Here is a 26,798-nt window from a genome sequence, read left to right as displayed (position 1 = left end):
CGGATCAGGGCGGGCTTGCTTTCGATGCCTTCACCACCTTCCGGTGGCAGGGGCAGTAGGAATCGAACCTACAACCTTCGGTTTTGGAGACCGACGCTCTGCCAATTGAGCTATACCCCTACGGCTTCATCGATCCGTGCAGCCGGGCGCGCACAGCACCCTGCCGCACCACAAGCCACTTATTCGATGATCTTGGCCACCACGCCCGCACCCACGGTGCGGCCGCCTTCGCGGATGGCGAAGCGCAGGCCCTCTTCCATGGCGATCGGCGCGATCAGCTTGACGGTGATCGACACGTTGTCACCCGGCATGACCATTTCCTTGTCCTTGGGCAGCTCGATGGCGCCCGTGACGTCGGTCGTGCGGAAGTAGAACTGCGGACGGTAGTTGTTGAAGAAAGGCGTGTGGCGGCCGCCTTCGTCCTTGCTCAGCACGTACACCTCGGCGGTGAAGTGCGTGTGCGGCTTGATCGAGGCGGGCTTGGCCAGCACCTGGCCGCGCTCGACTTCCTCGCGCTTGGTGCCGCGCAGCAGCAGACCCACGTTGTCGCCGGCCTGGCCCTGGTCCAGCAGCTTGCGGAACATTTCCACGCCGGTGACGGTGGTCTTTTGCAGGTCACGGATGCCGACGATTTCGATTTCCTCGCCGACCTTGATGACGCCGCGCTCGATACGGCCGGTCACCACGGTGCCGCGGCCCGAGATCGAGAACACGTCTTCCACGGGCATCAGGAAGGCACCGTCCACGGCACGCTCGGGCGTGGGGATGTAGGTGTCCAGCGCGTCGGCCAGCTTCATGATGGCTTCTTCGCCCAGCTTGCCCTTGTCGCCTTCCAGGGCCAGCTTGGCCGAGCCGTGGATGATGGGGGTGTCGTCGCCGGGGAAGTCGTACTTGTCCAGCAGTTCGCGCACTTCCATTTCGACCAGCTCGAGCAGCTCGGCGTCGTCGACCATGTCGCACTTGTTCAGGAACACGATGATGTAGGGCACGCCCACCTGGCGCGCCAGCAGGATGTGCTCACGGGTCTGGGGCATCGGGCCGTCGGCGGCCGAGCACACCAGGATGGCGCCGTCCATCTGGGCAGCGCCGGTGATCATGTTCTTGACGTAGTCGGCGTGGCCGGGGCAGTCCACGTGGGCGTAGTGACGGTTCTGCGTCTCGTACTCGACGTGGGCGGTGTTGATGGTGATGCCGCGCGCCTTTTCTTCGGGTGCCGCGTCGATTTCGTCGTACTTCTTGGCTTCGCCGCCGAACTTGGCCGACAGCACCGTGGCGATCGCCGCCGTCAGCGTCGTCTTGCCATGGTCCACGTGACCGATCGTGCCCACGTTCACGTGCGGCTTGGTGCGCTCGAACTTACCTTTTGCCATTTTCGACTCCGAAAAATAACGAGATCACATGACTCGGGGGCATGCGACCCATGCCGCACACCCCGAAATTTTTGGTGCCCTTGGCGGGAATCGGACCCGCGACCTCTCCCTTACCAAGGGAGTGCTCTACCACTGAGCCACAAGGGCGACACACAAAACCAAACACCGATCAGGCACCCGTGGAGCGGGAGACGGGAATCGAACCCGCGTCATCAGCTTGGAAGGCTGGGGTTCTACCATTGAACTACTCCCGCATCGTGACGCTTTCCGCATCATTTGCGCTCGCAGCCCAGGCACCTGAACGTCTCTGGATTCGCTGGTGGAGAGGGCTGGATTCGAACCAGCGTACTCGTAAGAGGGCAGATTTACAGTCTGCTGCCATTAACCACTCGGCCACCTCTCCGGCGAACCTCAGACTATAGCACGGTTGAGTGACAACGTCGATTTCCGTGCAAATAATTTCTGTCGCCTGGCGAAGCGGGGGCGAATCGGGCCACCGCCCGAACGTCGCGCCCGCCAGCGCGCACCCCAAAGAGGCGCTCCCGGCGATCAACGCGCATTGTCGTCGATGCCGCGCTGGCTGTCACGCCATTCCCGGGCCTGGCCGAAATGGCCGCAGCCGATGAAAGGCAGGGGCGGGCGCAGCGCCGACAACGGGGAGGGATGGTTGGCCATGAGAAGCTTGTGGCGCCGGGCGTCGATGAAGCCGCGCTTGCTTTGAGCATGCGAGCCCCACAGCATGAAAACCACCGGCCGCGGCCCCTCGGCCACGTGGCGGATGACGGCATCGGTCAGCACTTCCCAGCCCCGGCCGGCATGGCTCGCGGGCTGGCCCTCCTCCACCGTCAGGCAGGTGTTGAGCAGCAGGACGCCGTTGCGCGCCCACTTGACCAGGCTGCCGCCGGGCTCGGGGAAGCGCGGGGGCGGCGTGCCCAGGTCCCGCTCCAGCTCCTTGAAGATGTTGCGCAGCGAGGGCGGCAGCGCCACGCCGGGCGCCACCGAGAAGGCCAGCCCTTCGGCCTGGCCGCGGCCGTGGTACGGGTCCTGGCCCAGGATCACCACGCGCACGGCCTCCGGGGGCGTCAGCTCCAGCGCGCGCAGCGGCCGGGGCGGAAAGATCACCGCTCCCTCGCTCAGCCGCCGATGCAGGAATTCAACCAGCGAGAGCCCTTGCGGGCTGCCGAAGAAGCCATCGACCAGCGGCTGCCACCCTGGGGCCACGGGCCAGTCCGCCGGATCCGCGCTCTGCAGTTGGGTCGCGTCCATGCGCGCCGCTCTCAGCCGAAGAGCGCCGCCAGGGCTTCGCCCGGCTCGGGTGCGCGCATGAAGCTTTCGCCGACCAGGAAGGCCTGCACGCCCGCCTCGCGCAGCGTCTTCACGTCCTCTCGCGTGGCGATGCCCGATTCGGTCACGAGCAGGCGCTCGGCCGGCACCTGCGCCTTCAGTGCCAGCGTGGCCTGGATGGAGACCTCGAAAGTGCGCAGGTTGCGGTTGTTCACGCCGATCAGCGGCGTGCGCAGCTTCAGCGCGCGCTCCATCTCGGCGGCGTCATGCACCTCCACGAGCACGGCCATGCCCAGGCCGTGCGCGATGGCCTCGAAGTCCCTCATCTGCGCATCGTCCAGGCAGGCGGCGATGAGAAGGATGCAGTCGGCCCCGATGGCACGCGACTCGTAGATCTGCCACGCGTCGACCATGAAGTCCTTGCGCAGCACCGGCAGGCCGCACGAGGCGCGCGCCTGCTTGAGGTAGTCGATGCTGCCCTGGAAGAACTGCCTGTCCGTCAGCACCGAGAGGCAGGCCGCCGAGGTCCTGCCGTCGCCTTCGGCATAGCTTTGCGCAATGTCGGCGGGCACGAACTCGCCGGGCCGGATCACGCCCTTGCTGGGGCTGGCCTTCTTCACTTCGGCAATGACCGCGGCCTGCCCCTGCGCCACCTTGGCGCGCAGCGCGCCTTCGAAGTCCCGCGTGAGCACGCGGCTTTCGGCATCGCGGCGCACCGCTTCCAGCGGCAGGCGCTTGCGCGCAGCCGCCAACTCTTCGTGCTTGACGGCAATGATCTGGTTCAGGATGTCTGACATGGGCGCATTCTCCGCGAGCGCTCAGGCGGCCGCAGCCAGGGACTGCGTGGTCTGCACGAACTGCGTGAGCCGCGCGCGCGCCGCGCCCGATGCCAGCGCCGCGCGGGCCTGGTCGATGCCTTCGGCGATGCCGGGCGCGACGTCGGCCGCATACAGGGCCGCGCCGGCATTGAGCAGCACGATGTCGCGCGCCGCCCCGGTCACCGTGCCGTCGAGCACGCCCACCAGCAGCGCGCGCGACTGTTCGGGGGTTTCCACGCGCAGCGCGCGGCTGCTCGCCATGGGCAGGCCGAAGTCCTCCGGATGGATCTCGTACTCGCGCACCTGGCCGTCGCGCAGCTCGCCCACCAGGGTCGCTGCGCCGAGCGAGATCTCGTCCATGCCGTCCTTGCCGTACACCACCAGCGCATGCCGCGCGCCCAGGCGCTGCAGCGCGCGCACCTGGATGCCCACCAGGTCGGCGTGGAACACGCCCATCAGCGTGTTCGGCGCACCGGCCGGATTGGTGAGCGGGCCCAGGATGTTGAACAGCGTCTTGATGCCCAGCTCGCGCCGCACCGGCGCCATGTTCTTCATGGCCGGATGGTGGTTGGGCGCGAACATGAAGCCGATGCCCACCTGCTCGATGCAGGCGGCGATCTGCGGCGGCTTCAGGTCGATCTGCACGCCCAGCGCCTCCAGCACATCGGCGCTGCCGGACTTGCTGCTCACGCTGCGCCCGCCATGCTTGGCCGTGCGCGCGCCCGCCGCGGCCGCCACGAACATGGCGCAGGTCGAGATGTTGAAGGTGTGCGAGCCATCGCCGCCCGTGCCCACGATGTCGATCAGGTGCGTGCTGTCCTGCACGGCCACGGGCGTGGCGTGCTCGCGCATCACCTGCGCGGCGGCCGTGATCTCGCCGATGGTTTCCTTCTTCACGCGCAGACCCGTGACGATGGCCGCGGTCATCACGGGCGAGCATTCGCCGCGCATGATCAGCCGCATCAGATGCAGCATCTCGTCGTGGAAGATCTCGCGGTGCTCGATGGTGCGCTGCAGCGCCTCTTGGGGGGTGATCATGGGAAGGACTCCGGAATATGTCAGCGGCCCGTGGGCGCCTCGGTGAGCGCCAGCTTGAGGCCGAAAGCGATGATCAGCAGGCCGGCCGCGCGCTCGATCCACAGCAGGCCGCGGCCCGCAGACTGCGCGGACCCGGCCGAAGCACGCATGCGCCGTGCCATGCCGGCAGCCGCCCAGGCCCAGCCGGCACTCACCAGCAGGGCATTCACGTTGAACAGCAACCCCAGCGCGAGAAAGACCCAGGCCGGGTGCGCCGTGCCCGGCGCAATGAACTGCGGCAAGAAAGCCAGGAAGAACAGGGCGACCTTCGGGTTCAGCACGTTGGTGAGGAAGCCGCGGCGGAAAACGGTGCGCAACGGCAGGCCCTGCGCGGGCGGCCCGCCCGCGGGCGCGAAGGCATCGGCGTTCAGCGTGCCGCGTGACCGCAGCATGCCCCAGCCCATCCACAGCAGGTACGCCGCCCCGACCCACTTGAGCACCGTGAAGGCGGTGGCCGAAGCGGCGATCAGCGCGCTGACGCCCCATGCCGCCGCGAGCGTATGCACCATGCAGCCCGCCGCGATGCCCAGGCCCGCGACCACCCCGGCGCGCACGCCCTGCCTCAAGGCGTTGCTGACCACGTAGAACACATCCACGCCGGGCGTGAGGTTGAGCAGCAAGCCCGCGGCAATGAAGGCCAGCAGTTGAGGGGTGTCCGGCATGGAAGGCCTCGCGAGCGCAGCGGAAGGATCAGCCCGCGAAGAAAGCGCGGATGGCCGCCACGGCCCGCGCCACGCCAGCCGCATCCACGTCCAGGTGGGTGACGAAGCGCAGCCGGTACAGGCCCGTGGCCAGGATGCCTTGCGACTGCAGGTGCGCCAGCAGCTGCGCGCCGCGGTCGACCGCATCGCCCTGCAGATCCACGAAGACGATGTTGCTCTGCGGCGCTTCCACGCTCAGCCCGGGGATGCCTGCCAGCCCTTCGGCCAGTTGGCGCGCCAGCGCGTGGTCCTCGCGCAGGCGCCGCACGTGGTGGTCCAGCGCATGCGAAGCGGCGGCGGCCAGCAAGCCGGCCTGGCGCATGCCGCCGCCGGCCATCTTGCGGATGCGGTGGGCGCGGGCGATGAAGTCGCGCGAGCCGCACAGCGCCGAGCCCACGGGCGCGCCCAGGCCCTTGCTGAAGCACACCGACACGCTGTCGAAGCACTGCGCGATGCGCCGCGCCTCGGCGTACACGTCCGTGCCCAGCGCCTCGGCCTGCGCGGTGGCGGCGTTGAACAGGCGCGCGCCATCCAGGTGGCGCTGCAGGCCCTTGTCGGCCGCGAGTTGCGTGGCGGCCTGCAGATAGTCGAAAGGCAGCCGCTTGCCGCCCAGCGTGTTCTCCAGTGCCAGCAGGCGCGTGCGCGCGAAATGCGCGTCGTCGGGCTTGATCTCGGCCGCGATGCGCGCGAGCGGCAGGCTGCCGTCCTGCGCATGCTCGATGGGCTGCGGCTGCACGCTGCCCAGCACCGCCGCGCCGCCGCCTTCCCAGCGGTAGCAGTGCTGCTGCTGGCCCACGATGTACTCGTCGCCGCGGCCGCAGTGCGCGAGGATGGCGCACAGGTTGCTCTGCGTGCCGGTGGGCACGAACAGCGCGGCCTCGAAGCCCAGCAGGCCGGCGATCTTCTCCTGCAGCGCGTTGACCGAAGGGTCGCCGCCGAACACGTCGTCGCCCAGCGGCGCGGCCATCATGGCGGCGCGCATGGCTTCGGTGGGCTGCGTGACGGTGTCGCTGCGCAGGTCGATGAAGGGGGATTTCGGGCCTGTGCGCATCACGCGTCCGCTCGTTCAGTTCAGGAAGTTCTGCAGCATGGCATGGCCATGCTCGGTGAGGATGGATTCGGGGTGGAACTGCACCCCTTCGATACGCACCTCGTGGGCGAAGCCGGTGTGCCGCACGCCCATGATCTCGCCATCGTCGGTCCAGGCCGTGACGGCCAGCTCCTTCGGGCTGCTCGCGCGCTCGATGGCCAGCGAGTGATAGCGGTTGACGGTGAAGCGCTCCGGCAGGCCCGCGAACACGCCCTCTCGCGTGGTCGTGATCTCGCTCACCTTGCCGTGCATGAGCTGCTGCGCGCGCACGATGCGTGCGCCGAAGGCCGCGCCGATGCTCTGGTGCCCCAGGCACACGCCCAGGATGGGCAGCTTGCCGGCAAAGGCCTGGATGGCCGGCACCGACACGCCTGCCTCGGCCGGCGAGCAGGGGCCGGGCGAGATCACCAGCCGCGTGACCCCGGCGGCGATGCGCTCGCCGATGCCGGCCAAGTCCACCTCGTCGTTGCGAAGCACCTGCACGTCGGCGCCCAGCTCGCCCAGGTACTGGACGATGTTGAAGGTGAAACTGTCGTAGTTGTCGATCATCAAGACCTTCATACGGCCCCCACGCTCGTCATTTCATGGATTTCGCTGCCCCCCAAGGAGGCGCCGCCTGGCTTGGCGCGGCGCGGCGCTGCTGCGGCGTTGGTCATCGCGCTCACTCCAGTCCTTCCTCGACGAGTTCGCTGGCGCGCAGCAGCGCGCGCGCCTTGGCTTCGGTTTCCTTCCATTCCAGTTCGGGCACCGAATCGGCCACCACGCCGGCCGCGGCCTGCACGTGCAGGGTCTGGTCCTTGATCACGCCAGTGCGGATGGCGATCGCCACGTCCATGTCGCCCGCGTAGCTGATGTAGCCGCAGGCGCCGCCGTACAGGCCGCGCTTGGTCGGCTCCAGCTTGTCGATGAGTTCCATGGCATGCACCTTGGGCGCGCCCGTCAGCGTGCCGGCCGGGAAGGTGGCGCGCAGCACGTCCATGTTGGTCATGCCGTCCTTGAGGATGCCCTCGACGTTGCTGACGATGTGCATCACGTGGCTGTAGCGTTCCACGGCAAAGGCCTCGGTCACCTTGACGCTGCCAATCTTGGCAATGCGGCCGATGTCGTTGCGCGCCAGGTCGATCAGCATCACGTGTTCGGCGCGTTCCTTGGGGTCGTTCACGAGCTCGACCTCGGCCGCCTTGTCCTGCTCGATCGACGCGCCGCGCGGCCGCGTGCCGGCCAGCGGGCGGATCGTGACCTTCTGCTCGCCGGCTTCGGTGACCTCCTGGCGCACCAGGATCTCGGGCGAGGCGCCCACGACATGGTGGTCGCCCATGTCGTAGTAGTACATGTAGGGGCTGGGGTTCAGCGAGCGCAGCGCGCGGTACAGCGACAGCGGCGACTCGGTGTAGCGCTTGCTGATGCGCTGGCCGACCTGCACCTGCATGAAATCGCCCGCCGCGATGAGCTCCTTGGCCTCTTCCACGGCTTTGAGGTACGCCGCCTTGGCGAAGGGCCGCTCGGCCGCATGCGCCTGTGTCGGCTTCACTTGCGGGGCGCTGACCGAGTAGCGCAGCTTGTCCTTCAACTCGCGCAGCCGGCGCTTACCGTGGGCATAGGCCTCGGGCTGCTTGGGGTCGGCGTAGACGATCAGGTAGAGCTTGCCCGACAGGTTGTCGATGACGGCCAGTTCCTCGCATTGCAGCAGCAGGATGTCGGGGCAGCCCAGCTGGTCGGGCGGGCAGCTGTGCTCGAGCTTCTTCTCCATGTAGCGCACCGCGTCGTAGCCGAAGTAGCCGGCCAGGCCGCCACAAAAGCGCGGCAGCCCCGGGCGCAGCGCGACCTTGAAGCGCTTCTGGTAGGCCTCGATGAAGTCCAGCGGATTGCCTGCGGCGGTCTCGACCACCTGCCCGTCGGTCACCACCTCGGTGCGCGCGTCGGCGCCGAAGCCGCTGGCGCGCAGCATCGTGCGCGCCGGCAGGCCGATGAAGCTGTAGCGGCCGAAGCGCTCGCCGCCGACCACGGATTCGAGCAGGAAGCTCAGCTGGCCACCGCCCTGCGGCCCATGGGAATGGGCGAGCTTCAGGTACAGCGACAGCGGGGTTTCGAGGTCCGCGAAGGCCTCGACGATCAGGGGGATGCGGTTGTAGCCCTGCGCGGACAGACTCTTGAATTCGAGCTCAGTGATCACGGGATCTCCATGGGCAGGTGCCAGAAGAGTGCGGCACCTGCGTTCATCATCATTCACGGAAGTCGGCCCGCCGCCTTGGAGGGTGGCCACGGACCCCGGGCGCACGGCGGGCGCCGTGCAATCAAGCAGCAGTCGACGCAGGCTTGCGCCAGGGCCAGGCTCCCCGGCTCCCTTGACCTGTCTGGTTGACGTGATGAACGAACATGGAAGCGCGAGTGTAGCCCAGCCACCGCGGCGCCTGCCATCGCGGATCTGCGGGCTTCCACCCACTGACAGCGCCGGCGCCAGCGGCAGAATGCGCGGCCACAGCCACAAGACGCACCGCAGTGCGCCGCCAGGGAGCCTTGGCTGCAGCGGGAAATTGCACATGCTTGCGCGATTCGGCCGTTTCAACGTCCTCGGCGCTGCCATCGCCCTGGCGGCGCTCTCCTCTGCCCTGGCGGCCGCCCCGGTCGACGTGGGCGGCATCGTCTACCCGGACCCGTTGCCCCTGGGTGGCGAAACCCTGCGCCTCAACGGCGCAGGGGTGCGCTACAAGGCGGTGTTCAAGGTGTACGCGGCCGGGCTCTACCTGCCCGCCAGGGCGAGCAGCGCCGACGAAGCGCTGGCCCAGCCCGGCCCCAAGCGCATCGCGATCACGATGCTGCGCGACATCGACGCCAACGAGCTGGGCAAGCTGTTCACCCGCGGGGTGGAGGAGAACTCCACGCGCGCCGAGTTCGGCCAGCTCGTGCCCGGGCTGCTGCGCATGGGCCAGATATTCGCCGACCAGAAGCAGCTCAAGGCTGGCGACGCCTTCCATGTCGACTGGATCCCCGGCACGGGCGCGCAGGTGGTGGTGCGTGGCACGCCGCAGGGCGAACCCATCCGCGAGCCCGCGTTCTTCACGGCCCTGCTGCGCATCTGGCTGGGCCCCGTGCCGGCCGACGCCCGGCTCAAGGAAGCGCTGCTGGGCAAGGCCCCCTGAGCACGCCCGCCGGCCAGGGCGTGCACGCCGCCGGCACAGGCATCGAACGTCCCGCACGCGCCCCGGGGGCCAGCCGGACCGGGCCGAGCGCCGAAGGCGCCAGGCGGATTCAGCCGCGCAATTCGCTCAGCGCGTCGATGAAGCCGTCGGCATCCACGGCATGCACCGGCTCGCCATGGTTGTAGCCATAGCTCACCAGCACCACCGGGCACCCGGCCGCCCGGGCGGCGCGCGCGTCGTTGCTGGAGTCGCCGATCATCAACGTACGCGCGGGCTCGGTGCCGAGCGCTTCGCAGGTCTTGAGCAGGGGCAGCGGATCGGGCTTCTTGCGCGCGAAGTCATCGCCGCCGAAGACCCGCTCGAAGTACCGGTCCAGCGACTTGGCGGCCAGCAGCGGCCGGGCGAAGTCGCGCGGCTTGTTCGTCAGGCAGGCCAGGCGTAGGCCGGCGGCGCGCAGGCCCTCCAGCCCCTGCGCCACGCCGTCGTAGACGCGCGAATGCCGGCCGTTGACGCGCAGGTAATGGTGCTGGTAGCGCGCCCAGGCCCGCTCGTACAGCGCGTCCTGCGCGGGCGCACCCACATGGGCCAGCACGCTGCGGATCAGGTGCTCCGAGCCCTTGCCCACCATCGCGGACACGGCCGAGGCCTGCACGGGCGGCAATTGCAGGTCGTGGAGCATGCCGCCCAGCGCCGCGACGAAATCGCCGAGCGTGTCGACCATCGTGCCATCGAGGTCCACGATGGCGGCATCGAAGCGGGACAGGGCGGGCAAGGGAAGGCGGGCGGCGGTGTTCACGCTCGCATTGTCGCCCTCCCCCGCAGACGCGCCGCGTCCGCACGGCAGGCGCGCCCCGGGCGCGCGGCGCCGCGCGGCCCGCCGGCTCAGGCCTCGGTGAGCGACTGGGCCGCCACCACGGCCTCGGTGCGGTTGCGCACGTTGAGGGCGCGGAAGATGGCCGCCAGGTGGATCTTCACCGTGCCTTCACTGATGCCCAGGCTGCGGCCGATCAGCTTGTTGGGCTTGCCCTGCGACAGCAGCTGCAGCACTTCCACCTGGCGCTCCGTCAGCACCTTGCGCAGGTGCTCCAGCGTGGGCGCGCCCGCGGGCCCGCGTGCAGCGGCCGGCGCCTCGGCGGCGCCCGCAGGCGCGGCGCCGCCCGTCAGCGACAGGCCCGACAGCAGCATCGGCGGCACGTACGCCCCGCCCGCCAGCACCAGCCGCACGGCGGACAGCATCACGTCGGGCGAATAGGCCTTGGGAATGAAGCCCAGCACGCCGCGGTCCAGCACGGCGCGCATGATCGCCGGGTCTTCGTAGCCCGACAGCACGATCACCGGCACGGCCGGGTGCCGCCGGCGCAGTTCGTCGATGTGCGAATGGCCTTCGGCGCCGGGGATGTTCAGGTCGATCAGGGCCAGGTCGATGTCGTCGGCGGCACAGGCCCGCAGCTCATCCACGCTCATGGCGAGGACGAACTCGATGTCGCTCTGCAGTTCGGAAAGCTTGGCCTTCACCGCCTCGATGACGAGGCGATGGTCATCGGCGATCAGGATTTTCATGGCTGGATGGGCGTGTCAACGCGCACTCGGGAGTGCCCATGAAGATAGCCGCGAACCGCCCCCGCGGCAAGGCGCGGGGCCCGCCCGAACGGCATAGCCCCCACGCGGTATGGCCCCCCATGCCGCCCCGCCCCAAGAATGCGCCGGACCGAACGCAACCCCGACCCTGCGCCCCGAACGGCAGCGCGGGTGCGGCGGCACCGAGAGAGCCGGCCTGTGACTGCTGCCCCCCGCCTGTTCAGCTTCTACGCCGCCGCCATCGGCTTCGGCCTGGCCATCGACGCGCAGGATCCGGCCCACCCGCTCGAATCCACCGGCGCCGAGGCGCAGCAGCGCATGCGGCGCCTGGTCGAGCGCGCCAACGCCGCCGCCCGCGCGCAGGGCAAGCCGGGGCGCGAGGTCGACTCGGCGGCCTTTGCCGTGGTCGCCTGGTTCGACGAGGTGGCGGCGCGCCGCAAGGACTGGGTGGACGCCATCGCGCCGCTTCAGCTGCTGTGGTTCAACTCCACCAACGCGGCCACCGAGTTCTTCCACCACCTGGCCGCCCTGCGGCCCGAACAGGGCGAGCTGCGCGAGCTCTACTGGTACCTGCTGGCCATCGGCTTCAAGGGCCAGTACTACTTCGAGGGCGAAGGCGGCACGGGCGAGCTGGCCAAGCTGCGCGCCATGCATGCCGCGCAGCTGCCCCAGCCGCCGCTCGACCTCCACGCGCCGGTGCAGCGCCTGTGCCCGCAGCCGTACGCACAGCCCATGCCGGCCGGCCGGCTGCGCGGCGCGGCGCGCCCGCCCCGGCCCGCGCGCCGGTGGCCGTTCCTGCTGGCCCTGGCGCTGATCCTGTTGCCGCCGGCCGCCTGGCTCTGGCACAAGGCCGCGCCGCAACCCCCGGCGCCCACCGAACTGGCCGCCCGCGTGGCGCAGCAGCTGCAGCGGCACGCCTGCGCCGCCCTGAACGCCGAGCAGGGGCGCGATGGCGTGCTGCACGTCTCGGGCTTCGTGCCGCGGGAGGAGGACATCGCGCTCGTCCATCAGGAGGTCGCGGCCCTGGCGGGCACCACCCCGACCCGGGTTCAGTTGCAGCAGCGGCCCTGGCCCTATTGCGAGGTGGTGGACATCCTGCAAGCCCACCAGCGGCGCAACGCGCAGGCCCGGAATCCCTTGGCGCTCCACGTGCCGGCGGCGCGCGGCGGCAGCCTGCGCGAAGGCGACGGGGTCAGCCTTCAGGTGCGGGCCCCGGCTGCCGAAGGCGTGCTGTGGGTGGACTACTACACCGCGGACGGCGCCGTGCTGCATCTGCGCGCGCAAGGGCAGCGCCGCGTGTCCTTCGGACCTGGCCAGTCCTTCGTCTTCGGCGAAGACCTGCCGTCGAGCTGGCTCGTGAGTCCGCCCTTCGGCACCGTGCTGGTCACGGCAGTGGCCGTGCCGGCGCATGCGCCGCTCGCCGCCGGCACCGAGCCGCCCCCGTTCGAGCTGGCCTCGGCCTACCTGCTGCGGCTGCGCGAGACGCTGGCCGCCGCCGGTGCGGCTGCGCCGCTGGCCGCACTGCTCTTCTTGCAGACCCGGGAGCGCTGAAGCATGGGGCTGATGGAACTCATGGCCCTCGGCGCGATGGCGCTGGGCCTCGGACTGCTGGCCTGGCTCCTGAGGCAGCCGGGCACCTTCGACGGACTGTCGCGCTGGCAGCTGTGGCGCGGACGGCTGCTGGCGGCGCGGCGCGAGGGCCATGCCGCGCCCCCGACCCGGCTGCGGGCCCTGCGTGCGGCCTTGCCGTCGGAGACGGACCATGCGCCCCTGTGGCCGCTGGCGAAGCCAGCGCCCCTGCGCGCACCGCCGCGCTTGCTGTTCGTGGGCGACGCCGCAGCGGGTTTGCCGGCGCTGCTGGCGGCGGTGGTGCCCGAAGGCCCCGCCCAGCAGGCCCTGCCGGGCGAGGAACCCTTCTGGCGCTGGTGGTCGCTGCCGACGCTCACCGCCATCGAACTGTGCCCGCCGCCCCCGCCCGAGGAGCCGCCCCAGGACTTGCTCTGGCTGCACGCCCTGCGCACGCTGGCGCAGACCCAGCCCGAGCGGCCCCTGGATGGCTGGGTGCTGTGCATCAGCACGGCGCTTCTGCGCGCCGATGCCAAGGTGGCCGAGCCGGTGATGCAGCTGCTGGCCCGCCGCCTTCACGAAAGCGCGGCGTTGCTGGAGCAGCCACTGCCGGTGCACGTGCTGCTGACGGGCCTGCAGGACCTGCCCGGCTATGCCACGGTGCACGACGCGCTGCCCGGGCCCTGGCGCGCGCAGGCGCTGGGCTGGTGCGCCCCTGCCTTTTTTGCGGCACCGGGCTGGCAGGAGGCGACGGCCACCTGGCAAGCCGCGCTCCATGGCCTGCGGCTGAGCCTCCTGGCGCAGGAGCGCCCGGCGCGCGAGCGGCACGACATCCATCGCTTCGTGGACCTGCTGCTGGGCTTGGGCCCCGGCCTCGACCGGCTGCAGCGCAGCCTGAGGCTGGACCGGGACGCGCGCACGCCGCTGCGGGGCCTGTACCTGACCGCCGCCGCGCCGCAGCCGGCCTTCGTGCAGGACCTGTTCGACCGCTTCCTGCCCCACCCGGCCGGGCGCGGCGCCGACGCCGCGTGAACCCGCCCGGGGTTGCTGCGGCTATTTCACGGCGTCGATGCGGATCTGGCGCGCGCCGAAGGCCACCTGCCAGTTCACCGGCTGGCCGGGCTGCACGGGCCGCACCTCGCGCCAACGCGCGCGCTCCAGGTCGCGGTAGGCGGCGAGGAAGGCCAGGGCCTTGGCGTCGGCCGGCAGCGTGAACTTCAACGCCCGGCTGTCGCCCGGGCGCAGCAGCGCTTCCTCGCGGTGCACGAGCTCGCCACCCAGCGTGGCCTGATCCTTCTCGAACAGGGCGAAGAAATCCGCTGCGTCGAAGGGTGCCGAAGTCTTCAGCGCATAGACCCTGACCGCCAGCGGCGAGGCCCGCCCGCGCGCATCGGGGTTCATGTCGGCTGCGCCGACCAGGCTGAGCGAAACCGGCGTGACCACTGGCTTGGGCGCGCCCGCGCAGCCCGCCAGGCCCCAGGCACCGAGGAGCGTGGCGCCCGTCCAGCCCAGCCATTCACGGCGGCCATAGGACAAACGGTCTGTACCCAACTCGCGCATGCTATTTCCTTCGTTGCATTGATCGGTCCAGGGGCATCTTCGATTATCCGCAGCGAACCTGCACTGGCAACATGCTCACACCCGAACTCGTCGAGATCCTGCGCGCGCCCATCAGCGAGGCATCGCCGTGCGGCGACGACCTGGAGTACGACGCGGCCTTCATCGCGCTGGAGGCCGCCGCCCAGGGCAAGCCCGAGCAGCAGTTCGGCGACACGGTGATCCCCGCCGTCGAGCCCGAATGGCCGCAAGTCTCGGAACAGGCCCAGGCGCTGCTGCGCCGCTCCAAGGACGTGCGGCCCGCGGTGCTGCTGCTGCGCGCGGCCACGCGCCTGCAGGGGCTGGAAGGCTTCGCGATGGGGATGCAGCTGCTGGCCGGGCTCATCGACATCTACTGGGACGGCCTGCACCCTGCGCTCGACGCCGACGACGACAACGACCCGACCATGCGCCTGAATGCCCTGGCGCCGCTCAACGACGAACGGCTGCTGGTGCGCGACCTGTACGACGTGCGCATCGGCGCGGCCCGCAGCGTGGGCCCGCTGCGCGTGCGCGACGTGGCGGTGGCGCGCAACGCCCTGGCGGCCACCGAGAACAGCTATTCGACGGCGCAGGTCGATGGCGCGCTGCTGGAGATCGCCGCCGAGCATCCCGAAGTGCCGGCCCGCATGCAGGCCGTCGGCCCGGCCGTGGCGCAACTGCAGCACCTGCTGAGCGAGCGCAGCGGCCGCAGCGATGCGGTCGACTTCTCACGCCTGCGTGGCATTGGCCAGGTCCTGCAGCAGGCCGCGCGTGCGCTGGCCGGCGAATCCGCCGCCGCGGATGCCGAGCCCGGCGCGGGCGCTTCCCCGGACGGGGGCGCGCCATCCGCCGCGGCCCAGCCCCTGGCCGTGCGGGGCGACATCCAGACCCGCCAGGAGGCGATCCAGATGCTCGACCGCGTGATCGCCTACCTGGAGCGCGCCGAGCCCGGCAACCCCGCGCCGCTGCTCATCGGCCGCGCCAAGAAGCTCATCGGCGTGAGCTTCCTGGACATCATCGCCAACCTGGCTCCCGATGCGATCAGCACGATCGAGAACGTCACCGGGGCACGTGCCGGCGAATAGCGCCGCCGCCCCGCCCTTCATTTCCATCCCATCCGCAAGGAGCCGTCCATGTCCAAGAGCAGCCAGAAGTTCATCGCCCGCAACCGGGCCCCGCGTGTGCAGATCGAGTACGACGTCGAGTTGTACGGGGCCGAGAAGAAGGTGCAGCTGCCTTTCGTGATGGGCGTACTGGCCGACCTTTCGGGCAAGCCAGCCGACCCGCTGGCGCCGGTGGCGGACCGCAAGTTCCTGGAGTTCGACGTCGACAACTTCGATGCCCGCATGAAGGCCATGAAGCCGCGTGCGGCCTTCGCCGTGGAGAACTCTCTCACCGGCGAGGGCGATCTGAAGGTGGAGCTGACCTTCGAGAGCATGGACGACTTCTCGCCTGCTGCCGTGGCGCGCAAGGTCGATGCGCTGAACAAGCTGCTGGAGGCCCGCACGCAGCTGTCGAACCTCGTGACCTACATGGACGGCAAGGGCGGGGCCGAGGAACTGCTGGCCAAGGTGCTGGAAGACCCGGCGCTGCTGCAGTCGCTGGCCAGCGCCAGGAAACCCGAAGAGGACGGCCCCGCCGCCTGAGCGGCCCCGCATTCGAATCAAGGAGAAGACCATCATGGCTGACGCACTCCAGCAGAGCGCCTTCAAGAACGTCGAGTACGCGGGCGGGGATTTCGCCTCGCTGCTGCAAAAAGAGTTCAAGCCCCGCACCGACGAGGCCAAGAGCGCCGTCGAAGCCGCCGTGCTCACGCTCGCGCAGCAGGCGCTGGGCCAGACGCAGCTCATCGGCAAGGACGTGACCAAGTCCATCCAGGCCATGATCGCGGCCATCGACGCCAAACTCACCGAGCAGATCAACAAGATCATCCACCACCCCGACTACCAGAAGCTCGAGAGTGCGTGGCGCGGCCTGCACTACATGGTGAACAACACCGAAACGGACGAGAACCTGAAGATCCGGGTGATGGACATCTCCAAGCAGGAGCTGGCCAAGAGCCTCAAGAAGTTCAAGGGCGCGGCCTGGGACCAGAGCCCGATCTTCAAGAAGGTCTACGAGCAGGAGTACGGCCAGTTCGGTGGCGAACCCTTCGGCGCCATCGTGGGCGACTACCACTTCGACCAGAGCCCGCCCGACGTGGAGTTGCTGGGCGAGATGGCCAAGATCGCCGCCGCCGCGCACGCCCCCTTCATCACCGGCGCCAGCCCCAGCCTGATGCAGATGGACAGCTGGCAGGAACTGGCCAACCCGCGCGACCTCACGAAGATCTTCCAGACACCCGAGTACGCGGCCTGGCGCTCGCTGCGCGAGTCGGATGACTCCAAGTACCTGGGCCTGTGCATGCCGCGCTTCCTCGCGCGCACGCCCTACGGCGCCCACACGAACCCGATCGAGGAGTTCGACTTCGAGGAAGACACCGCCGGCGCCGACCACGGCAAGTACGCCTGGGCCAACGCGGCCTATGCGATGGCCACCAACATCAACCGGTCGTACAAGCTCTACGGCTGGGGCTCGCGCATCCGCGGCATCGAATCGGGCGGCGCGGTGGAGAACCTGCCGCTGCACACCTTCCCCAGCGACGACGGCGGCGTGGACCAGAAGTGCCCCACCGAGATCGCCATCAGTGACCGCCGCGAGGCCGAGCTCTCCAAGGCCGGGCTGCTGTCGCTGATCCACCGCAAGAACTCCGACTTCGCGGCCTTCATCGGCGCCCAGTCGCTGCACAAGCCCGCCGAGTACGACGACCCGGACGCCACCGCCAATGCCAACCTGGCGGCGCGCCTGCCCTACCTGTTCGCCTGCAACCGCTTCGCGCACTACCTCAAGTGCATCGTGCGCGACAAGATCGGCTCCTTCAAGGAACGGGAGGACATGCAGCGCTGGCTCAACAAATGGATCATGAACTACGTGGACGGCGACCCGGCCAACTCGTCGGAGATCACCAAGGCGCAAAAGCCCCTGGCGGCGGCCGAAGTGGTCGTGGAAGAAGTCGAGGGCAACCCCGGCTACTACACGTCCAAGTTCTTCCTGCGTCCGCATTACCAGCTCGAGGGACTGACGGTGTCCTTGCGCCTGGTGTCCAAGCTGCCTTCGGCCAAGGGCGCCGGCTGAAGGCCGGACCTGTGTCGAACGGCCTATGGCCCTGCCCCGGGGCCGCGGCTTTCGAAAAAGCGCTTCCCCATTCGTTCTGAAGGCAGAGCGATTTCATCAACCCGCCCTTTCGCAAACAGGGCATCTCTGCAGGAGTTCACAACATGTCCTCTGATTTCCACATCAAGATCGACGGCATCGAAGGCGAAGCCAAGCACAAGGACCACAAGGGCGAGATCGAAATGCTGTCCTGGTCGTGGGATGTGGTGCAGCCCTCCGGCGCCGCCAGCGGCGGCGGCTCGGGCAAGGGCAAGGCCGTGCCGGGCGCCTTCACCTTCACCCACCGCTACGACAAGGCCTCGCCCGTGCTGGCCAGCAACAGCGTCAAGGGCAAGCACCTGCCCAAGGCGGTGATCACCGCCCGCAAGGCGGGCGAGGGCCAGCAGACCTACCTGACCATCACGCTCAAGGAGGTGCTCATCACCAGCGTGCAGAACGGCGGCTCCCAGGGAGGCGAGGTGATCGAGACCGTCGGTGCCAGCTACAAGGACATCGAGTTCGCCTACAAGGCCCAGGACGACAAGGGTGCCACCGGCGCCGACGTCAAGTTCGGCTGGGATGTGGCCAGTACCGAAGTTCGTTGATGCCTCCGCCGCTGCGACAGCACTGCCGCGGCGGCACGGCTCGCAGCACCGGAGACGCACATGGCGCACATCCTCGAGAGCAGGGACCACCTGGACCGGCCTCTGCGCCGCTACAACATCGACGGCGTGGTCGGCAACAACAGCCGCGCCCAGAACCTCAGGACCGACGTTCTGCTGGTGCAGGCGCTGTTCAAGATCTTCTACGAAGAGCATCAAGGCCGGTCCACCTGGCTGTCCCGCCCGTTCGAGCCGCCGGCGCTCGCCACCCAGCGCGGCATCGCCGTGGACGGCTACCACGGGCCGGTGACCCAGTCGCTGATCGACTCCTTCCTGGACCAGCTCATCAAGTACGAGGGCGAGGCGATCCTCAACGACCGCGGGCTGGACCCCATGTCGCAAAGAAGCGGCGGGCTGGTGATCCACGGCAAGCGCGTCTACAACGTGGCGATGGTGCACCTCAACAACTACTGGTCCGACCCCGGGCCGGAAACGCCGCAGCCGAGCAAGCTGGAAAACCGCCAGGACCTGCCGATGGAGCTGCGGGCGGCGCTGGTGACCGTCAAGCGGGTCCGGTCTGCCTGACAAGCCCTGCGGGAAGCACTACCGGTCGGCTGACGCTGGCTGGCAGTGCAGCGCCACGGTGCTGCCGCTCCCGGGGCGGGAGCGCACGCTGATGCGCGCGCCCTGCAGCCGGGCCAGGCGCAGCACCGTTCCCAGGCCCAGGCCGATGCCCTGACCGGGACGGCATGCGCCGTCCGGATCGAGGCCGTCGATGGCCTCCAGAATCTGGGCTTGCTGCGCATGCGCCATGCCACATCCGCTGTCGCGCACTTCGATGCGCAGGCCGGCCCCATCGCGCCGCACCCCCACCAACACCCCACCCCGCACCGTGTGCCGCAGTGCATTGCTGACCAGGTTGTTCAGGATGCGCGTGAGCATCACGGCATCGCCCTGGACGCTGCGCGCGCAAGGCCGCACCACAAGGCGCAGGCCCTGCGCCCGGGCGACCCCCGCAAAGGTGTGCCGCAGTTCACCCAGCACCGGCGCCAGCGGCACAGGCCCCATGGGCCGCGCCTCGTGCGCGGTGTCCAGCGGCGCCAGGTCCAGCATGCCAGCGCACAGCCGGTCCAGCGAAGCCACCGACTGGCGCAGGTGCGCCACGCGCCGCTGCTGCTCGCGGGACTGCGCCCCCTCCGAGAGCGCCTCCGAGAACAGCATCAGCGCCTGCAGCGGCTGGCGCAGATCATGCACCGCGGCCGCGAACAGCCGCACATGGCGGTCGCGCTCGTCACGCAGACGTCGGTTCTCATCTTCCAGGGACTGGCGCGACAGCCGCGGCTGGGCCGCGACGCCTGTGCGCGGAGGCAGGCCGCTGGACTCCGGCGCGGCAGGCCACGCGCGAGCGGGCACCGGCAAATCGCCCCCGCGCAGGCCGGCGGCGCGAAACAGTTGCTGCAGCACGTTCATGGACAGATGGCGAATCGGATCAGGACTTTTTTGGACTTTCTTTGGACTGATTTTGCCCCAGTTCCCGGCGCACGTGCGCGAAAGCGTTCCCGCCCGCCTCTATGCTCCCGCCTGCGCGCCTGCAGCCTGCCCGGCCAGGCGGCGTTCCTCCGATCCCGCTCCGTCGCCTCATGTCTGTGTCTTCTCGCCGCCTGACTGTCCTCGGCAGCTTCATGCAGGCCTCCTGCTGGGAAATGACCCGCCTGCCGCAGGCCAGCGAAAGCCTGGATGCCACGGGGTTCTGGACCGCCCTGGCGGGCAAGGGGCTGGCGGTGGCGGCCGGCTGCCACCGCCTGGGCGCCGAGGTGGACCTGCTGCTGGCCGTGGGACAGGACGCGGCGGGCGACGCCGTCCTCGCATGGCTGGCCGGGGAACGGTTGTCGACCAGGTATGTGCGGCGGCACGCAGGCCCTTCGGGACAAGGCGCAGGCTGGCTCACGCCTGACGGACTCAATGCCATCGCGACCTTCCAGGGCGCCAATGCGCACCTCGACGCGCAACAGGTGGCGCAGGCGGCCCCGGCCCTGGAGGCGGCCCGTCTGGTCTATGCGCAGTTCGAGACGCCGCCGGACGCCGCGTTGGCCGCTTTCACGCTCGCGCAAAGGGCCGGCGCCTGCACGGTACTCAACCCCTCGCCCTGGACGCCGCCGGACAGGCGGCTGCTGGCGCAGACCCAGATCCTGCTGGTCAATGCGCTGGAGATGCAGCGGTTGCTGCCGCAGGCCGCGCTGTCCGCGGCCACCCCCTTGCCCGAATGGGTGCGGGCGCTCGAGCCCTGCTGGCAGTCCTGGCCCGGCGGCGCACAACGGCGGCTGGTGGTGACGCTCGGCGCGCAAGGCAGCCTGGCCTTCGCCCCCGACGGCCGGGCCCACCATGCACCTGCGCTGCCCGTGCGGGCCGTGGACAGCATCGGCGCGGGCGACGCCTTTGCCGCGGGCTTGTGCACGGCATGGATCGAAGGGCTGCCGTTGCCCCAGGCACTGCGGCGCGGCAACGCCTGTGGCGCCTTCGCCGTCAGCCGGCGCGGCATTCTCGAAGGGCTGCCCACGGCGGGCGAAGTGGACGCCCTGCTCAGGTCTGCAGCCTGAGCCGGTAGCGGTACGCATCGCCGCGGAAGCACCCCTGCGCATATTCCACCGGTCGATCGTCGGCCGTGTAGCTCAACCGCTTGAGCAGCAGGCACGGCTGCGGCTGGGCGAAGCCGAAGGCCGCTGTCTCCTCGGGCGAGCTGACCACGGCCTCGATGCTCTGATCGGCCCAGGTGAGGTGCAGGCCGCAATGCTCGCGCAGATAGGCGTAGGCCGAGCCGTCCCCCGGCCACTGCGCCAGCGCAGGCGCTGCACGCAGGTCGTACCAGGCGGTCTCGCGTGACATCGGCGAGCCATCCGCCAGGCGCAGGCGCAACAGGCGCAGGAAGGGCGCGTCCGCGCGCCGGCCGAACCGCGCTGCCACGGCCGCATCGCGGACCACCTCACGTGCCAGCACGCGGGTGGAAGGCACCAGGCCGAGTTCGCGCATCTCGTCGGTGAAGCCCTTGAGCTGCTGCAGCACGGGCGACACCTGCGGCGCGCTGTGCACGGCCGTCCCGCCGCGCCGGCCCCGGCTTCGCAGCACCTGGGCCTGGCGCAGGCCGTCGTAGCTGCGCTTGACGGTGGCGCGGCTCACCTGCAGCGCTTCGGCCAGGTCGCGCTCCGAAGGCAGGTTGCTGCCCGCCGGCAGGGCGCCGGACTTCACAAGGGCCTCGATCTGCCGCTGCAGTTGCAGGTAATAGGGCTCGGAACTGCTCGTCTCCAGCCGCAGGCGGCCCAGCAGTTCGCCGGCATCGATGGTCGTTGGCGGCAGCACGGCGGAAGAAGAGGACGAGGTGGGCATCGGAACGACGCCCAGGATTCTAGGGAGTCGGCGCCGGCACCCGTCCCTTGGCCCGGCCGGTGGAACCTCTCTACGGCCCCGAAGGCAGCAGATGGGTGCGGTCGTGGTCTGCATCCACCCACAGCGCCAGGGCCGTGTAGTTGTCGTGGCCGGGCTTGGCGCGCGCCTGGATCTGCGCGTCCAGCAGCGCCAGCCAGGGCGCGGCCGTGGTGGAGGCATGCAGCGTGCTCAGCAATCCCTCGTCGCCCAGCACTTCCCACACGCCGTCGGAACACAAGAGCAGCACGTCGCCCGGCTGCACGCGCATGCGGTCGGACACCGCGATCTCGGGCGGCTCGCTCAGGGAACCCAGCGCCGACAGCAGCATGTTGCGCTGCGGATGCAAACGCGCGCCCTCTTCGTCGAGCATGCCGCCGGCCACCATCTGCTGCACCAGGCTGTGGTCGGTGGTGCGTGCCACGATGGCGCCGTCCCGGAAGAGGTAGGCCCGGCTGTCGCCGCTGTGCGCCCACACCAGCCCCTGCTCATCCAGGTTGAGCGCCGCCAACACCACCGTGGAGCGCATGCTGGCCAGCGCCCCGCCCTCGGCCTGGCGGGCCACGATGTCGGCATTGGCCTGCTCCAGCATCTGCCGCAGCGCCTGGGTGTCCAGCGTCGGTGCAGCCGCGAAGCGGCCCAGGATGCTCTGGCGCGCGGTGGCGGCCGCCACGTCGCCCCCGCCATGGCCGCCGGCGCCATCGGCCACCAGGCAGGCCACGAAGCGGCCGTCGTGCCAATACCCCTGCACGTCTTCGTTGTAGTCGCGTCCCCCCTGGCGGGACAGCGTGACGATCTCGATCTCCACGGTTCTTCCCGGACAAGGTTCAGGAGGCCGGCGGTCCGCCGCCCTTCAGGCGCGCCATCTGCGCTTCATAGGCTTCGCGGAAGGCCTTGCCGAACAGCGCATGGAAATCGTCCTCGGCTTCGCTGGCGATGGTCTGGTACAGCGCATGGAACTGGTCCCAGAGCTTGGCCTTGCGATTGGCGGCAAACAGGCTGTCGAGCGCCGAACGCGCGGCGATCTTCTTCTCCAGCTCCTGCGGCTCGAAGCGCGCAATCAGCCGCTCCAGCGCCGCGCGCATGCCGACCATCACACCGAACTGATGCGCGCGCAGGTCGTCGTAGGCATCGCGCATGGCGGCCTCGGCGGGCATGAAGCCGCGGATGCCCGGGCCCAGCAGGTGCGCCAGCGCCACGTCGGCCGTGGGCGAGAACTTCAGCGGGTTGTTGGCCTGCGCTGCGATCAGGGTCACCTCGGCCCGCACCTCGCGCTTGAGCTCCTGGCGGGTCAGCAACAGCTGCAGCGTGCCTTCGGTGGCGCTGCGCAGCAGGCTGCCGATGCGCTCCATGAGCGCCGGGGTGAGCACGGTGGGCGCCTGGTGCACCGGGCCCAGGCCGCGCAGGAAAGCGGCGAGGAGCTCGGCGTCACCGGCGGGGTCCTGGCGGGCAACAGGCACTGCGGGGGCGGCGACGGCCGGCACCGGCACCGGCACCGGCGCTTGCTGCTGCGGCTGCGGCGGCGCCACACGGTGCGTCGCCGGCAAGGGCTGTGACGGCACGGCAGGCGCGGGAGCCGGAGCGGCTGGAATGGGTTGCGCAGCGATGGCCGCCGCAGCCGACGGGACGTCCTCCAGCAGACCGTCCAGCGCCGCCGCCGGTGCGGGCGAGAGCGCCCCGAGCAGGTCGTCGAAGGCATCGGCGGCGCCCGGCACGCCCTCGCCTGGAGCGAGCGCATGCGGCGCCTCGGGCAATGGCGCAGTGGCGGGCTGCGCCGCTCGAGGGGCACGGGCAATGCGTATCGGCTGCCCCGTCTGGTCGTCGAAACCCACGATCGGTTCCATCGCCTCCGGCCCGGCGGCCGGCGGCGGCACGGTCGACACCTTGGGCGGCACGAATCCGAACTGGCCAATGGGCAGATGGTCGCTGCGCGCGGCCTGCACGGCGGTCGGCGCTTCGCCGAAGGCCGCCAATGGATCGTCGCGCGCGGCGGTGTTGGGCTGCAGCAGCGGGTCGGCCAGGGGCGACAGCGCCAGTGGATCGCCCCCCAAGCCAGGGCCCATCCCACCAAAAAGCTCGTCGATGCGCTGGGCGTTCGCCGTCGGGCGGGCCGCCGCGGGCAAGCCCAGGTCGGAAAAATCGTCCGCTGCCCCATCGGGTGGGCGCGAGGACGCGCCCGAGGAAGGCGGCCCCAGCAGATCGGCGAAGGGGTCGAGCGCCGTCGACGAACCTGCCGCCCGTCCAGGTCCACTCAGGGGGGCGGCGAGGGCATCGCCGGCCTCCATGAACGCGGCCGGCGCTGAGGCGGGCGCATTCGCACGGGCCGCTGCCACCACGGGTGCGGCAGGTGCCAGCCCTTGCAGCAGGTCGGCAAAAGGATCGTCTGCGCCCCCCGCTTGCGCAGGCACGGTTGCCGCGGGCACGGTGACCCGTGCGGCCTGTGGCGACGCATCGGCCTCGGGCACGGACACCGCCAGCTCGAACCCGCCCACCACGAGCCGCTCGCCGCCCGTCAGAGGCACCTCGTTACCGGCCCCCAGCGCCACGCCGTTGCAGTAGAGGGGGTTGCTGCCGCGATCCACGATGAAATAGCGGCCGTCGCGGTACAGCACCTGGGCATGCACGCGCGAGACCGTGCGGTCCGGGTCGCTGAGCACCAGGGTGTTGGTGTCGGCACGACCAAGGGTGCCGCCTTCGGGCCCGAAGCGCACGCCCCGGGCCTGGCCGATCGTTGCCCCTTGCTGGGCAACGACGACGATTTCGATCATGTAGGGGTCTCCCAACCACGCACCTGCCCGGCCAGGGGGGCCCAAGGGCAAAGACGCGCGCAGTATTGATGCGGCGAGACGCCATTGGCAATCCTGCCAGAAGAGGTATGCCAAGCACCCGGGCTGCGCAATGAAGGCATCGGTCCTCTAACAGGCCGTTGAAAAAATGCTCATCGAACGCGCCAGGGTCGTGGATTTCGAAGAAACGGATCGCCCAAACTGGCCTGCGCAGCGATTGGAGCGGCCATTTCGGCCTGTTTGCAGGCCGTTTTGCCCGTTCCGGGCGCACGTATCCCATGGTTCACGCATGATGCGCGTCCCACCAGCCGCCCAGACTGCCCATGCGCACCAGGTTGTAGGTGGCAAAGCACAGCAGCGCCTGGCCCGCGAGCTTGGCCTGACCGATCAATTTGGTCTTGGCCAGACCACCCACTGTCTTGATCCAGCCAAAGGCCTCCTCGATGCGCTTGCGCACTTTGAGGCTGGTCTTGTAGCCCTCGTGGCGCCGGATGCGGCCATCGACCGCCGAGTGCTTGTCCTTGGCCGCCACGTGTGGCGTGACTTTGAGCTTTCGGCAGCCCTTGATGAAGGCCTGGCTGTCGTAACCTTTGTCGGCCCCGACCGTGGCCCGCTTGTTCTTGTTTCCCCGGCGTTTGAGCATCGTCAGCGCCGCCTCGCGCTCGGCGGTGCCACTGGCATGTGTGATCTCCACATCCACGATCAGCCCGTTGCGGTTCTCCATGAGGATGTGCCCCATGTGGCACAGGCGAGATTTGTCGCCCGCGCCCTTCTTGAACAGCCGGGCATCGGCATCGGTGGTGCTGGCGTGGGGGTCGTTGCAGCGCTCCTGCCCTTTGAAGTTCACCTCGGGGTTGCGTCCGGGTGGCGTGCCGCTGTCGTCGTCTTTGCGTTTGAAACTCTTGTGCGAGGCCCAGGCCTCAATCAGCGTGCCGTCCACGCTGAAGTGTTCGTCGCTGGCAAGCCGGCCCCACTGGGCGCTGAGCTTGACGCGCTCGAAGAAGGCGCGCGCCAGGTCTTCGTTGAAGAGGCGTTCGCGGTTGGCGCTGAAGGTGGAGTGGTCCCAGACCTTGTCTTCAATGTTCAGGCCCACGAACCAGCGGTACAGCAGGTTGTAGTTGACCGCCTCGACCAGCTGGCGTTCGCTGCGGATGGAGAACAGGATTTGCAGCAGCAAGGCCTTGAGCAGCATCTCCGGCGGCACCGAGGGGCGGCCACGGCGGGCGTACACCGCTTCGAACTCGCTGTTCATGCTCGACAGCAGCGCATCCACCACGGCGCGCAACTTGCGCAGCGGGTGTGCCGCTGGCACTCTTTCTTCAAGGCTGATGTAGCTAAACATCGCCCCCTGGAAGTCTTGGTTGCCTCTCATCTTTCTTGTCGCAGTTGTTCCGGGATGGCTTCAGATCGTAGCGGCCGACGCGGACGCTCGCAGGGGATTTTTCAACGGCCTGCTAATGCAGGCATGCCTCTCTTTCGCTTCCAGAGTCTGGCCATGGCACTGCTCAGCACCTTGACCGCCTTTCTGACAGCCTGCACCGGCGGCACCCCGGAAACGCCCGGCGACCAATCCAGCCCCGTGCTCGCGGCGCTGCTGCAGAAAGCCCTGGAGGCCGAGATCGGACGCATGAACCCGGTGTGGGCGCCGGGCCTGCTGCCCTCCGCGTCCAAGGCGGCCCGCGAGTGGCTGATGACAGTCGACGAAGTGGTGGCGCGCTGCCGCTATGGCCCGGGCAATCGCACCAAAGGCAACCGGCTCGAATACGACCTCAGGCTGCACAGCGGCGAGCAGGTGACGGGCCTTCAGAGCGGCCAGCGCTGCCTGTACGGCTTTGCGCCGCCGCTGGTGATGCGGGTGCAGTTGGAAGGCGGGCAGGTGCGCGATGCGCAGACCGACGGCCGCGAGCGGCAGTCCCCCATGGATGCCATCTCGCCCGAAGTGCAGCAGTTCGCCCGCAGCCTCATCCGGGCCGACTGGAAGCGCCGCCCCGGGCTCTACTTCCCGCCAGAAAAGTCCGCCGAGGACATTGCGCGCGAGTGGGCGCAACCGCCCGCCAAGTAAGCCCGGCAGCAGGGCAGGCACGCGCGATGCGCGTCTGCAAAAGCTCCACACGCGCGGCAGCGCCGCCAGGCACGCCCCTATGCGCGTGCTCTGGGCAGGTTCAGGCCCTGGCGCCAAGCGCATGGAGGATGTCCGACCTCATGGCGCCAGCAGCAACACGATGGTCTGGCTGGGCACCGTGCGCACGCCGGGGCAGTTGGTGCTGTTCTGCAGCGATACGCTGGTCAGCCGCGTGGCCGGCATGCCATTGAGCAGGACCGTGAAGGCGCCGGTCAGGTGGCGGCTGGGCCCCATCACCGTGCCGGACGCCACGCCCAGCAACACGCCGGCGTTGTCGCCGTTGGTCATGGGAATGGTGGTGCCCAGGTTGTGGGCCGGCCCCCCCATGAAAAGGATGGTGGGGCAGTTCGGGATGGCCATTGGTCCCATCGCGATGTTCGGATAGGGCACGGGAATGGGCGAAGGCGCGGCGGGCGTGATGCACACGTCCGGAAAGCCCATGTCGGTTCCCATCAGCTGGCAGTTCGCAAACATGGC

The 26,798-nt window shown here is 69.5% G+C and carries 27 protein-coding genes and 4 tRNA genes; 10 read left to right on the top strand and 21 right to left on the bottom strand.

The annotated features are described in order from the left end of the window. Nucleotides 1–44: 44 nt before the first annotated feature. The 12 genes from LG388_RS08415 to trpE form a co-directional block, all read right to left on the bottom strand. Nucleotides 45–120: transfer RNA gene (locus LG388_RS08415), tRNA-Trp, on the bottom strand. A 59-nt stretch (nt 121–179) separates the two neighbouring features. Continuing rightward, nucleotides 180–1,370: an elongation factor Tu gene (gene tuf, locus LG388_RS08410; protein WP_225782407.1), complete on the bottom strand. Its 1,191-nt coding sequence runs from the start codon at nt 1,368–1,370 to the stop codon at nt 180–182. A 72-nt stretch (nt 1,371–1,442) separates the two neighbouring features. Next, nucleotides 1,443–1,517: transfer RNA gene (locus tag LG388_RS08405), tRNA-Thr, on the bottom strand. 33 nt (nt 1,518–1,550) lie between these two features. Further along, nucleotides 1,551–1,624: transfer RNA gene (locus LG388_RS08400), tRNA-Gly, on the bottom strand. Between the two features lie 63 nt (nt 1,625–1,687). Then, nucleotides 1,688–1,773 (bottom strand) — tRNA-Tyr (locus tag LG388_RS08395). Between the two features lie 146 nt (nt 1,774–1,919). Then, a complete protein-coding gene (locus LG388_RS08390) occupies nt 1,920–2,636 on the bottom strand; it encodes a uracil-DNA glycosylase (protein WP_225782406.1) in 717 nt (238 codons plus the stop codon). Nucleotides 2,637–2,647: 11 nt separating this feature from the next. Further along, on the bottom strand, nt 2,648–3,451 hold the full coding sequence (gene trpC / locus LG388_RS08385) for an indole-3-glycerol phosphate synthase TrpC (protein WP_225782405.1): 804 nt from the start codon (nt 3,449–3,451) through the stop codon (nt 2,648–2,650). Between the two features lie 21 nt (nt 3,452–3,472). Beyond that, entirely contained in the window at nt 3,473–4,510 is a 1,038-nt protein-coding gene (gene trpD / locus LG388_RS08380) for an anthranilate phosphoribosyltransferase (protein ID WP_225782404.1), read from the bottom strand. A 20-nt stretch (nt 4,511–4,530) separates the two neighbouring features. Beyond that, complete coding sequence (locus tag LG388_RS08375; protein WP_225782403.1) at nt 4,531–5,211, bottom strand: LysE family translocator; 681 nt, start codon at nt 5,209–5,211, stop codon at nt 4,531–4,533. Between the two features lie 28 nt (nt 5,212–5,239). Next, the gene (gene ltaE, locus LG388_RS08370; RefSeq protein WP_225782402.1) at nt 5,240–6,301 is read right to left on the bottom strand and encodes a low-specificity L-threonine aldolase; all 1,062 of its coding nucleotides are present in this window, start codon (nt 6,299–6,301) and stop codon (nt 5,240–5,242) included. Between the two features lie 15 nt (nt 6,302–6,316). Further along, complete coding sequence (locus tag LG388_RS08365) at nt 6,317–6,901, bottom strand: aminodeoxychorismate/anthranilate synthase component II (RefSeq protein ID WP_225782401.1); 585 nt, start codon at nt 6,899–6,901, stop codon at nt 6,317–6,319. Nucleotides 6,902–7,001: 100 nt separating this feature from the next. After that, nucleotides 7,002–8,513: an anthranilate synthase component I gene (gene trpE / locus LG388_RS08360; RefSeq protein WP_225782400.1), complete on the bottom strand. Its 1,512-nt coding sequence runs from the start codon at nt 8,511–8,513 to the stop codon at nt 7,002–7,004. 367 nt (nt 8,514–8,880) lie between these two features. Here trpE and LG388_RS08355 point away from each other — a divergent pair, with 367 nt between their 5' ends. Next, nucleotides 8,881–9,480 (top strand): chalcone isomerase family protein, encoded by a 600-nt coding sequence (locus tag LG388_RS08355; protein WP_225782399.1) that lies wholly within the window; start codon nt 8,881–8,883, stop codon nt 9,478–9,480. A 109-nt stretch (nt 9,481–9,589) separates the two neighbouring features. Here LG388_RS08355 and gph read toward each other — a convergent pair whose 3' ends face one another. Further along, the gene (gene gph, locus LG388_RS08350; protein WP_225782398.1) at nt 9,590–10,252 is read right to left on the bottom strand and encodes a phosphoglycolate phosphatase; all 663 of its coding nucleotides are present in this window, start codon (nt 10,250–10,252) and stop codon (nt 9,590–9,592) included. Nucleotides 10,253–10,362: 110 nt separating this feature from the next. Continuing rightward, entirely contained in the window at nt 10,363–11,040 is a 678-nt protein-coding gene (locus LG388_RS08345) for a response regulator transcription factor (RefSeq protein WP_225782397.1), read from the bottom strand. A gap of 216 nt (nt 11,041–11,256) precedes the next feature. Here LG388_RS08345 and LG388_RS08340 point away from each other — a divergent pair, with 216 nt between their 5' ends. Next, nucleotides 11,257–12,609 carry a DotU family type IV/VI secretion system protein gene (locus LG388_RS08340; RefSeq protein ID WP_225782396.1) on the top strand — a complete coding sequence of 451 codons (1,353 nt, stop codon included), beginning with the start codon at nt 11,257–11,259 and terminating at the stop codon, nt 12,607–12,609. 12 nt (nt 12,610–12,621) lie between these two features. Next, nucleotides 12,622–13,656 (top strand): type VI secretion system protein, encoded by a 1,035-nt coding sequence (locus LG388_RS08335; protein WP_225782395.1) that lies wholly within the window; start codon nt 12,622–12,624, stop codon nt 13,654–13,656. A gap of 21 nt (nt 13,657–13,677) precedes the next feature. On the opposite strand, the gene tssJ is transcribed toward LG388_RS08335, so the two are convergent. Continuing rightward, nucleotides 13,678–14,184, bottom strand: coding sequence for a type VI secretion system lipoprotein TssJ (tssJ, locus tag LG388_RS08330; RefSeq protein WP_225782394.1), 507 nt, complete (start codon nt 14,182–14,184; stop codon nt 13,678–13,680). A gap of 71 nt (nt 14,185–14,255) precedes the next feature. Here tssJ and tssA point away from each other — a divergent pair, with 71 nt between their 5' ends. The 5 genes from tssA (at nt 14,256) to LG388_RS08305 (ending at nt 18,581) form a co-directional block, all read left to right on the top strand. Beyond that, nucleotides 14,256–15,287, top strand: a complete 1,032-nt coding sequence (tssA, locus tag LG388_RS08325) for a type VI secretion system protein TssA (RefSeq protein WP_225782393.1) — start codon at nt 14,256–14,258, stop codon at nt 15,285–15,287. Between the two features lie 48 nt (nt 15,288–15,335). After that, nucleotides 15,336–15,848, top strand: coding sequence for a type VI secretion system contractile sheath small subunit (gene tssB / locus LG388_RS08320; RefSeq protein WP_225782392.1), 513 nt, complete (start codon nt 15,336–15,338; stop codon nt 15,846–15,848). Between the two features lie 34 nt (nt 15,849–15,882). After that, a complete protein-coding gene (gene tssC, locus LG388_RS08315; RefSeq protein ID WP_225782391.1) occupies nt 15,883–17,376 on the top strand; it encodes a type VI secretion system contractile sheath large subunit in 1,494 nt (497 codons plus the stop codon). 143 nt (nt 17,377–17,519) lie between these two features. Continuing rightward, complete coding sequence (locus LG388_RS08310; RefSeq protein WP_225782390.1) at nt 17,520–17,999, top strand: type VI secretion system tube protein Hcp; 480 nt, start codon at nt 17,520–17,522, stop codon at nt 17,997–17,999. A gap of 60 nt (nt 18,000–18,059) precedes the next feature. After that, entirely contained in the window at nt 18,060–18,581 is a 522-nt protein-coding gene (locus tag LG388_RS08305) for a peptidoglycan-binding protein (protein ID WP_225782389.1), read from the top strand. 18 nt (nt 18,582–18,599) lie between these two features. On the opposite strand, the gene LG388_RS08300 is transcribed toward LG388_RS08305, so the two are convergent. After that, nucleotides 18,600–19,466, bottom strand: coding sequence for a HAMP domain-containing sensor histidine kinase (locus tag LG388_RS08300; protein ID WP_225782388.1), 867 nt, complete (start codon nt 19,464–19,466; stop codon nt 18,600–18,602). A gap of 170 nt (nt 19,467–19,636) precedes the next feature. On the opposite strand from LG388_RS08300, the gene LG388_RS08295 reads away from it, so the two are divergent. Beyond that, on the top strand, nt 19,637–20,593 hold the full coding sequence (locus LG388_RS08295; RefSeq protein ID WP_225782387.1) for a PfkB family carbohydrate kinase: 957 nt from the start codon (nt 19,637–19,639) through the stop codon (nt 20,591–20,593). On the opposite strand, the gene LG388_RS08290 is transcribed toward LG388_RS08295, so the two are convergent. The 4 genes from LG388_RS08290 to LG388_RS08275 all read right to left on the bottom strand — a co-directional run bounded on the left by LG388_RS08290 (nt 20,577) and on the right by LG388_RS08275 (nt 25,571). Then, nucleotides 20,577–21,377, bottom strand: coding sequence for a GntR family transcriptional regulator (locus LG388_RS08290; protein WP_225782386.1), 801 nt, complete (start codon nt 21,375–21,377; stop codon nt 20,577–20,579). The two genes, LG388_RS08295 and LG388_RS08290, sit on opposite strands and share 17 nt — an antisense overlap. 70 nt (nt 21,378–21,447) lie before the next feature. Next, a complete protein-coding gene (locus LG388_RS08285; protein WP_225782385.1) occupies nt 21,448–22,221 on the bottom strand; it encodes a PP2C family serine/threonine-protein phosphatase in 774 nt (257 codons plus the stop codon). A 19-nt stretch (nt 22,222–22,240) separates the two neighbouring features. Continuing rightward, nucleotides 22,241–24,181 carry a type VI secretion system-associated FHA domain protein TagH gene (tagH, locus tag LG388_RS08280; RefSeq protein ID WP_225782384.1) on the bottom strand — a complete coding sequence of 647 codons (1,941 nt, stop codon included), beginning with the start codon at nt 24,179–24,181 and terminating at the stop codon, nt 22,241–22,243. A gap of 301 nt (nt 24,182–24,482) precedes the next feature. Beyond that, nucleotides 24,483–25,571: an IS5 family transposase gene (locus tag LG388_RS08275; protein ID WP_225782383.1), complete on the bottom strand. Its 1,089-nt coding sequence runs from the start codon at nt 25,569–25,571 to the stop codon at nt 24,483–24,485. Nucleotides 25,572–25,694: 123 nt separating this feature from the next. Here LG388_RS08275 and LG388_RS08270 point away from each other — a divergent pair, with 123 nt between their 5' ends. Beyond that, complete coding sequence (locus LG388_RS08270; protein ID WP_225782382.1) at nt 25,695–26,261, top strand: hypothetical protein; 567 nt, start codon at nt 25,695–25,697, stop codon at nt 26,259–26,261. A gap of 138 nt (nt 26,262–26,399) precedes the next feature. Here LG388_RS08270 and LG388_RS08265 read toward each other — a convergent pair whose 3' ends face one another. Then, nucleotides 26,400–26,795, bottom strand: coding sequence for a DUF4150 domain-containing protein (locus LG388_RS08265; protein WP_225782381.1), 396 nt, complete (start codon nt 26,793–26,795; stop codon nt 26,400–26,402). Between the last annotated feature and the right edge of the window lie 3 nt (nt 26,796–26,798).

Source organism: Xenophilus sp. Marseille-Q4582, from assembly GCF_916700565.1.
GTDB lineage: Bacteria > Pseudomonadota > Gammaproteobacteria > Burkholderiales > Burkholderiaceae_C > Xenophilus.
The sequence above is the reverse complement of the archived record's forward strand: the minus strand, read 5'-3'. Positions and strand labels throughout refer to the sequence as shown.

Bases quoted from the DNA above. Each gene is read 5' to 3' on its own strand.
- LG388_RS08390 (WP_225782406.1), bottom strand. From the start codon at position 2,636: ATGGACGCGACCCAACTGCAGAGCGCGGATCCGGCGGACTGGCCCGTG.
- LG388_RS08270 (WP_225782382.1), top strand. From the start codon at position 25,695: ATGGCACTGCTCAGCACCTTGACCGCCTTTCTGACAGCCTGCACCGGC.
- LG388_RS08310 (WP_225782390.1), top strand. From the start codon at position 17,520: ATGTCCTCTGATTTCCACATCAAGATCGACGGCATCGAAGGCGAAGCC.
- LG388_RS08365 (WP_225782401.1), bottom strand. From the start codon at position 6,901: ATGAAGGTCTTGATGATCGACAACTACGACAGTTTCACCTTCAACATC.
- LG388_RS08375 (WP_225782403.1), bottom strand. From the start codon at position 5,211: ATGCCGGACACCCCTCAACTGCTGGCCTTCATTGCCGCGGGCTTGCTG.
- tssC (WP_225782391.1), top strand. From the start codon at position 15,883: ATGGCTGACGCACTCCAGCAGAGCGCCTTCAAGAACGTCGAGTACGCG.
- tssJ (WP_225782394.1), bottom strand. From the start codon at position 14,184: ATGCGCGAGTTGGGTACAGACCGTTTGTCCTATGGCCGCCGTGAATGG.
- LG388_RS08335 (WP_225782395.1), top strand. From the start codon at position 12,622: ATGGAACTCATGGCCCTCGGCGCGATGGCGCTGGGCCTCGGACTGCTG.
- tssB (WP_225782392.1), top strand. From the start codon at position 15,336: ATGTCCAAGAGCAGCCAGAAGTTCATCGCCCGCAACCGGGCCCCGCGT.
- LG388_RS08300 (WP_225782388.1), bottom strand. From the start codon at position 19,466: ATGAACGTGCTGCAGCAACTGTTTCGCGCCGCCGGCCTGCGCGGGGGC.
- ltaE (WP_225782402.1), bottom strand. From the start codon at position 6,301: ATGCGCACAGGCCCGAAATCCCCCTTCATCGACCTGCGCAGCGACACC.
- LG388_RS08305 (WP_225782389.1), top strand. From the start codon at position 18,060: ATGGCGCACATCCTCGAGAGCAGGGACCACCTGGACCGGCCTCTGCGC.
- LG388_RS08265 (WP_225782381.1), bottom strand. From the start codon at position 26,795: ATGTTTGCGAACTGCCAGCTGATGGGAACCGACATGGGCTTTCCGGAC.
- LG388_RS08295 (WP_225782387.1), top strand. From the start codon at position 19,637: ATGTCTGTGTCTTCTCGCCGCCTGACTGTCCTCGGCAGCTTCATGCAG.
- LG388_RS08290 (WP_225782386.1), bottom strand. From the start codon at position 21,377: ATGCCCACCTCGTCCTCTTCTTCCGCCGTGCTGCCGCCAACGACCATC.
- LG388_RS08345 (WP_225782397.1), bottom strand. From the start codon at position 11,040: ATGAAAATCCTGATCGCCGATGACCATCGCCTCGTCATCGAGGCGGTG.
- tssA (WP_225782393.1), top strand. From the start codon at position 14,256: ATGCTCACACCCGAACTCGTCGAGATCCTGCGCGCGCCCATCAGCGAG.
- LG388_RS08275 (WP_225782383.1), bottom strand. From the start codon at position 25,571: ATGAGAGGCAACCAAGACTTCCAGGGGGCGATGTTTAGCTACATCAGC.
- trpC (WP_225782405.1), bottom strand. From the start codon at position 3,451: ATGTCAGACATCCTGAACCAGATCATTGCCGTCAAGCACGAAGAGTTG.
- tuf (WP_225782407.1), bottom strand. From the start codon at position 1,370: ATGGCAAAAGGTAAGTTCGAGCGCACCAAGCCGCACGTGAACGTGGGC.
- trpD (WP_225782404.1), bottom strand. From the start codon at position 4,510: ATGATCACCCCCCAAGAGGCGCTGCAGCGCACCATCGAGCACCGCGAG.
- LG388_RS08355 (WP_225782399.1), top strand. From the start codon at position 8,881: ATGCTTGCGCGATTCGGCCGTTTCAACGTCCTCGGCGCTGCCATCGCC.
- tagH (WP_225782384.1), bottom strand. From the start codon at position 24,181: ATGATCGAAATCGTCGTCGTTGCCCAGCAAGGGGCAACGATCGGCCAG.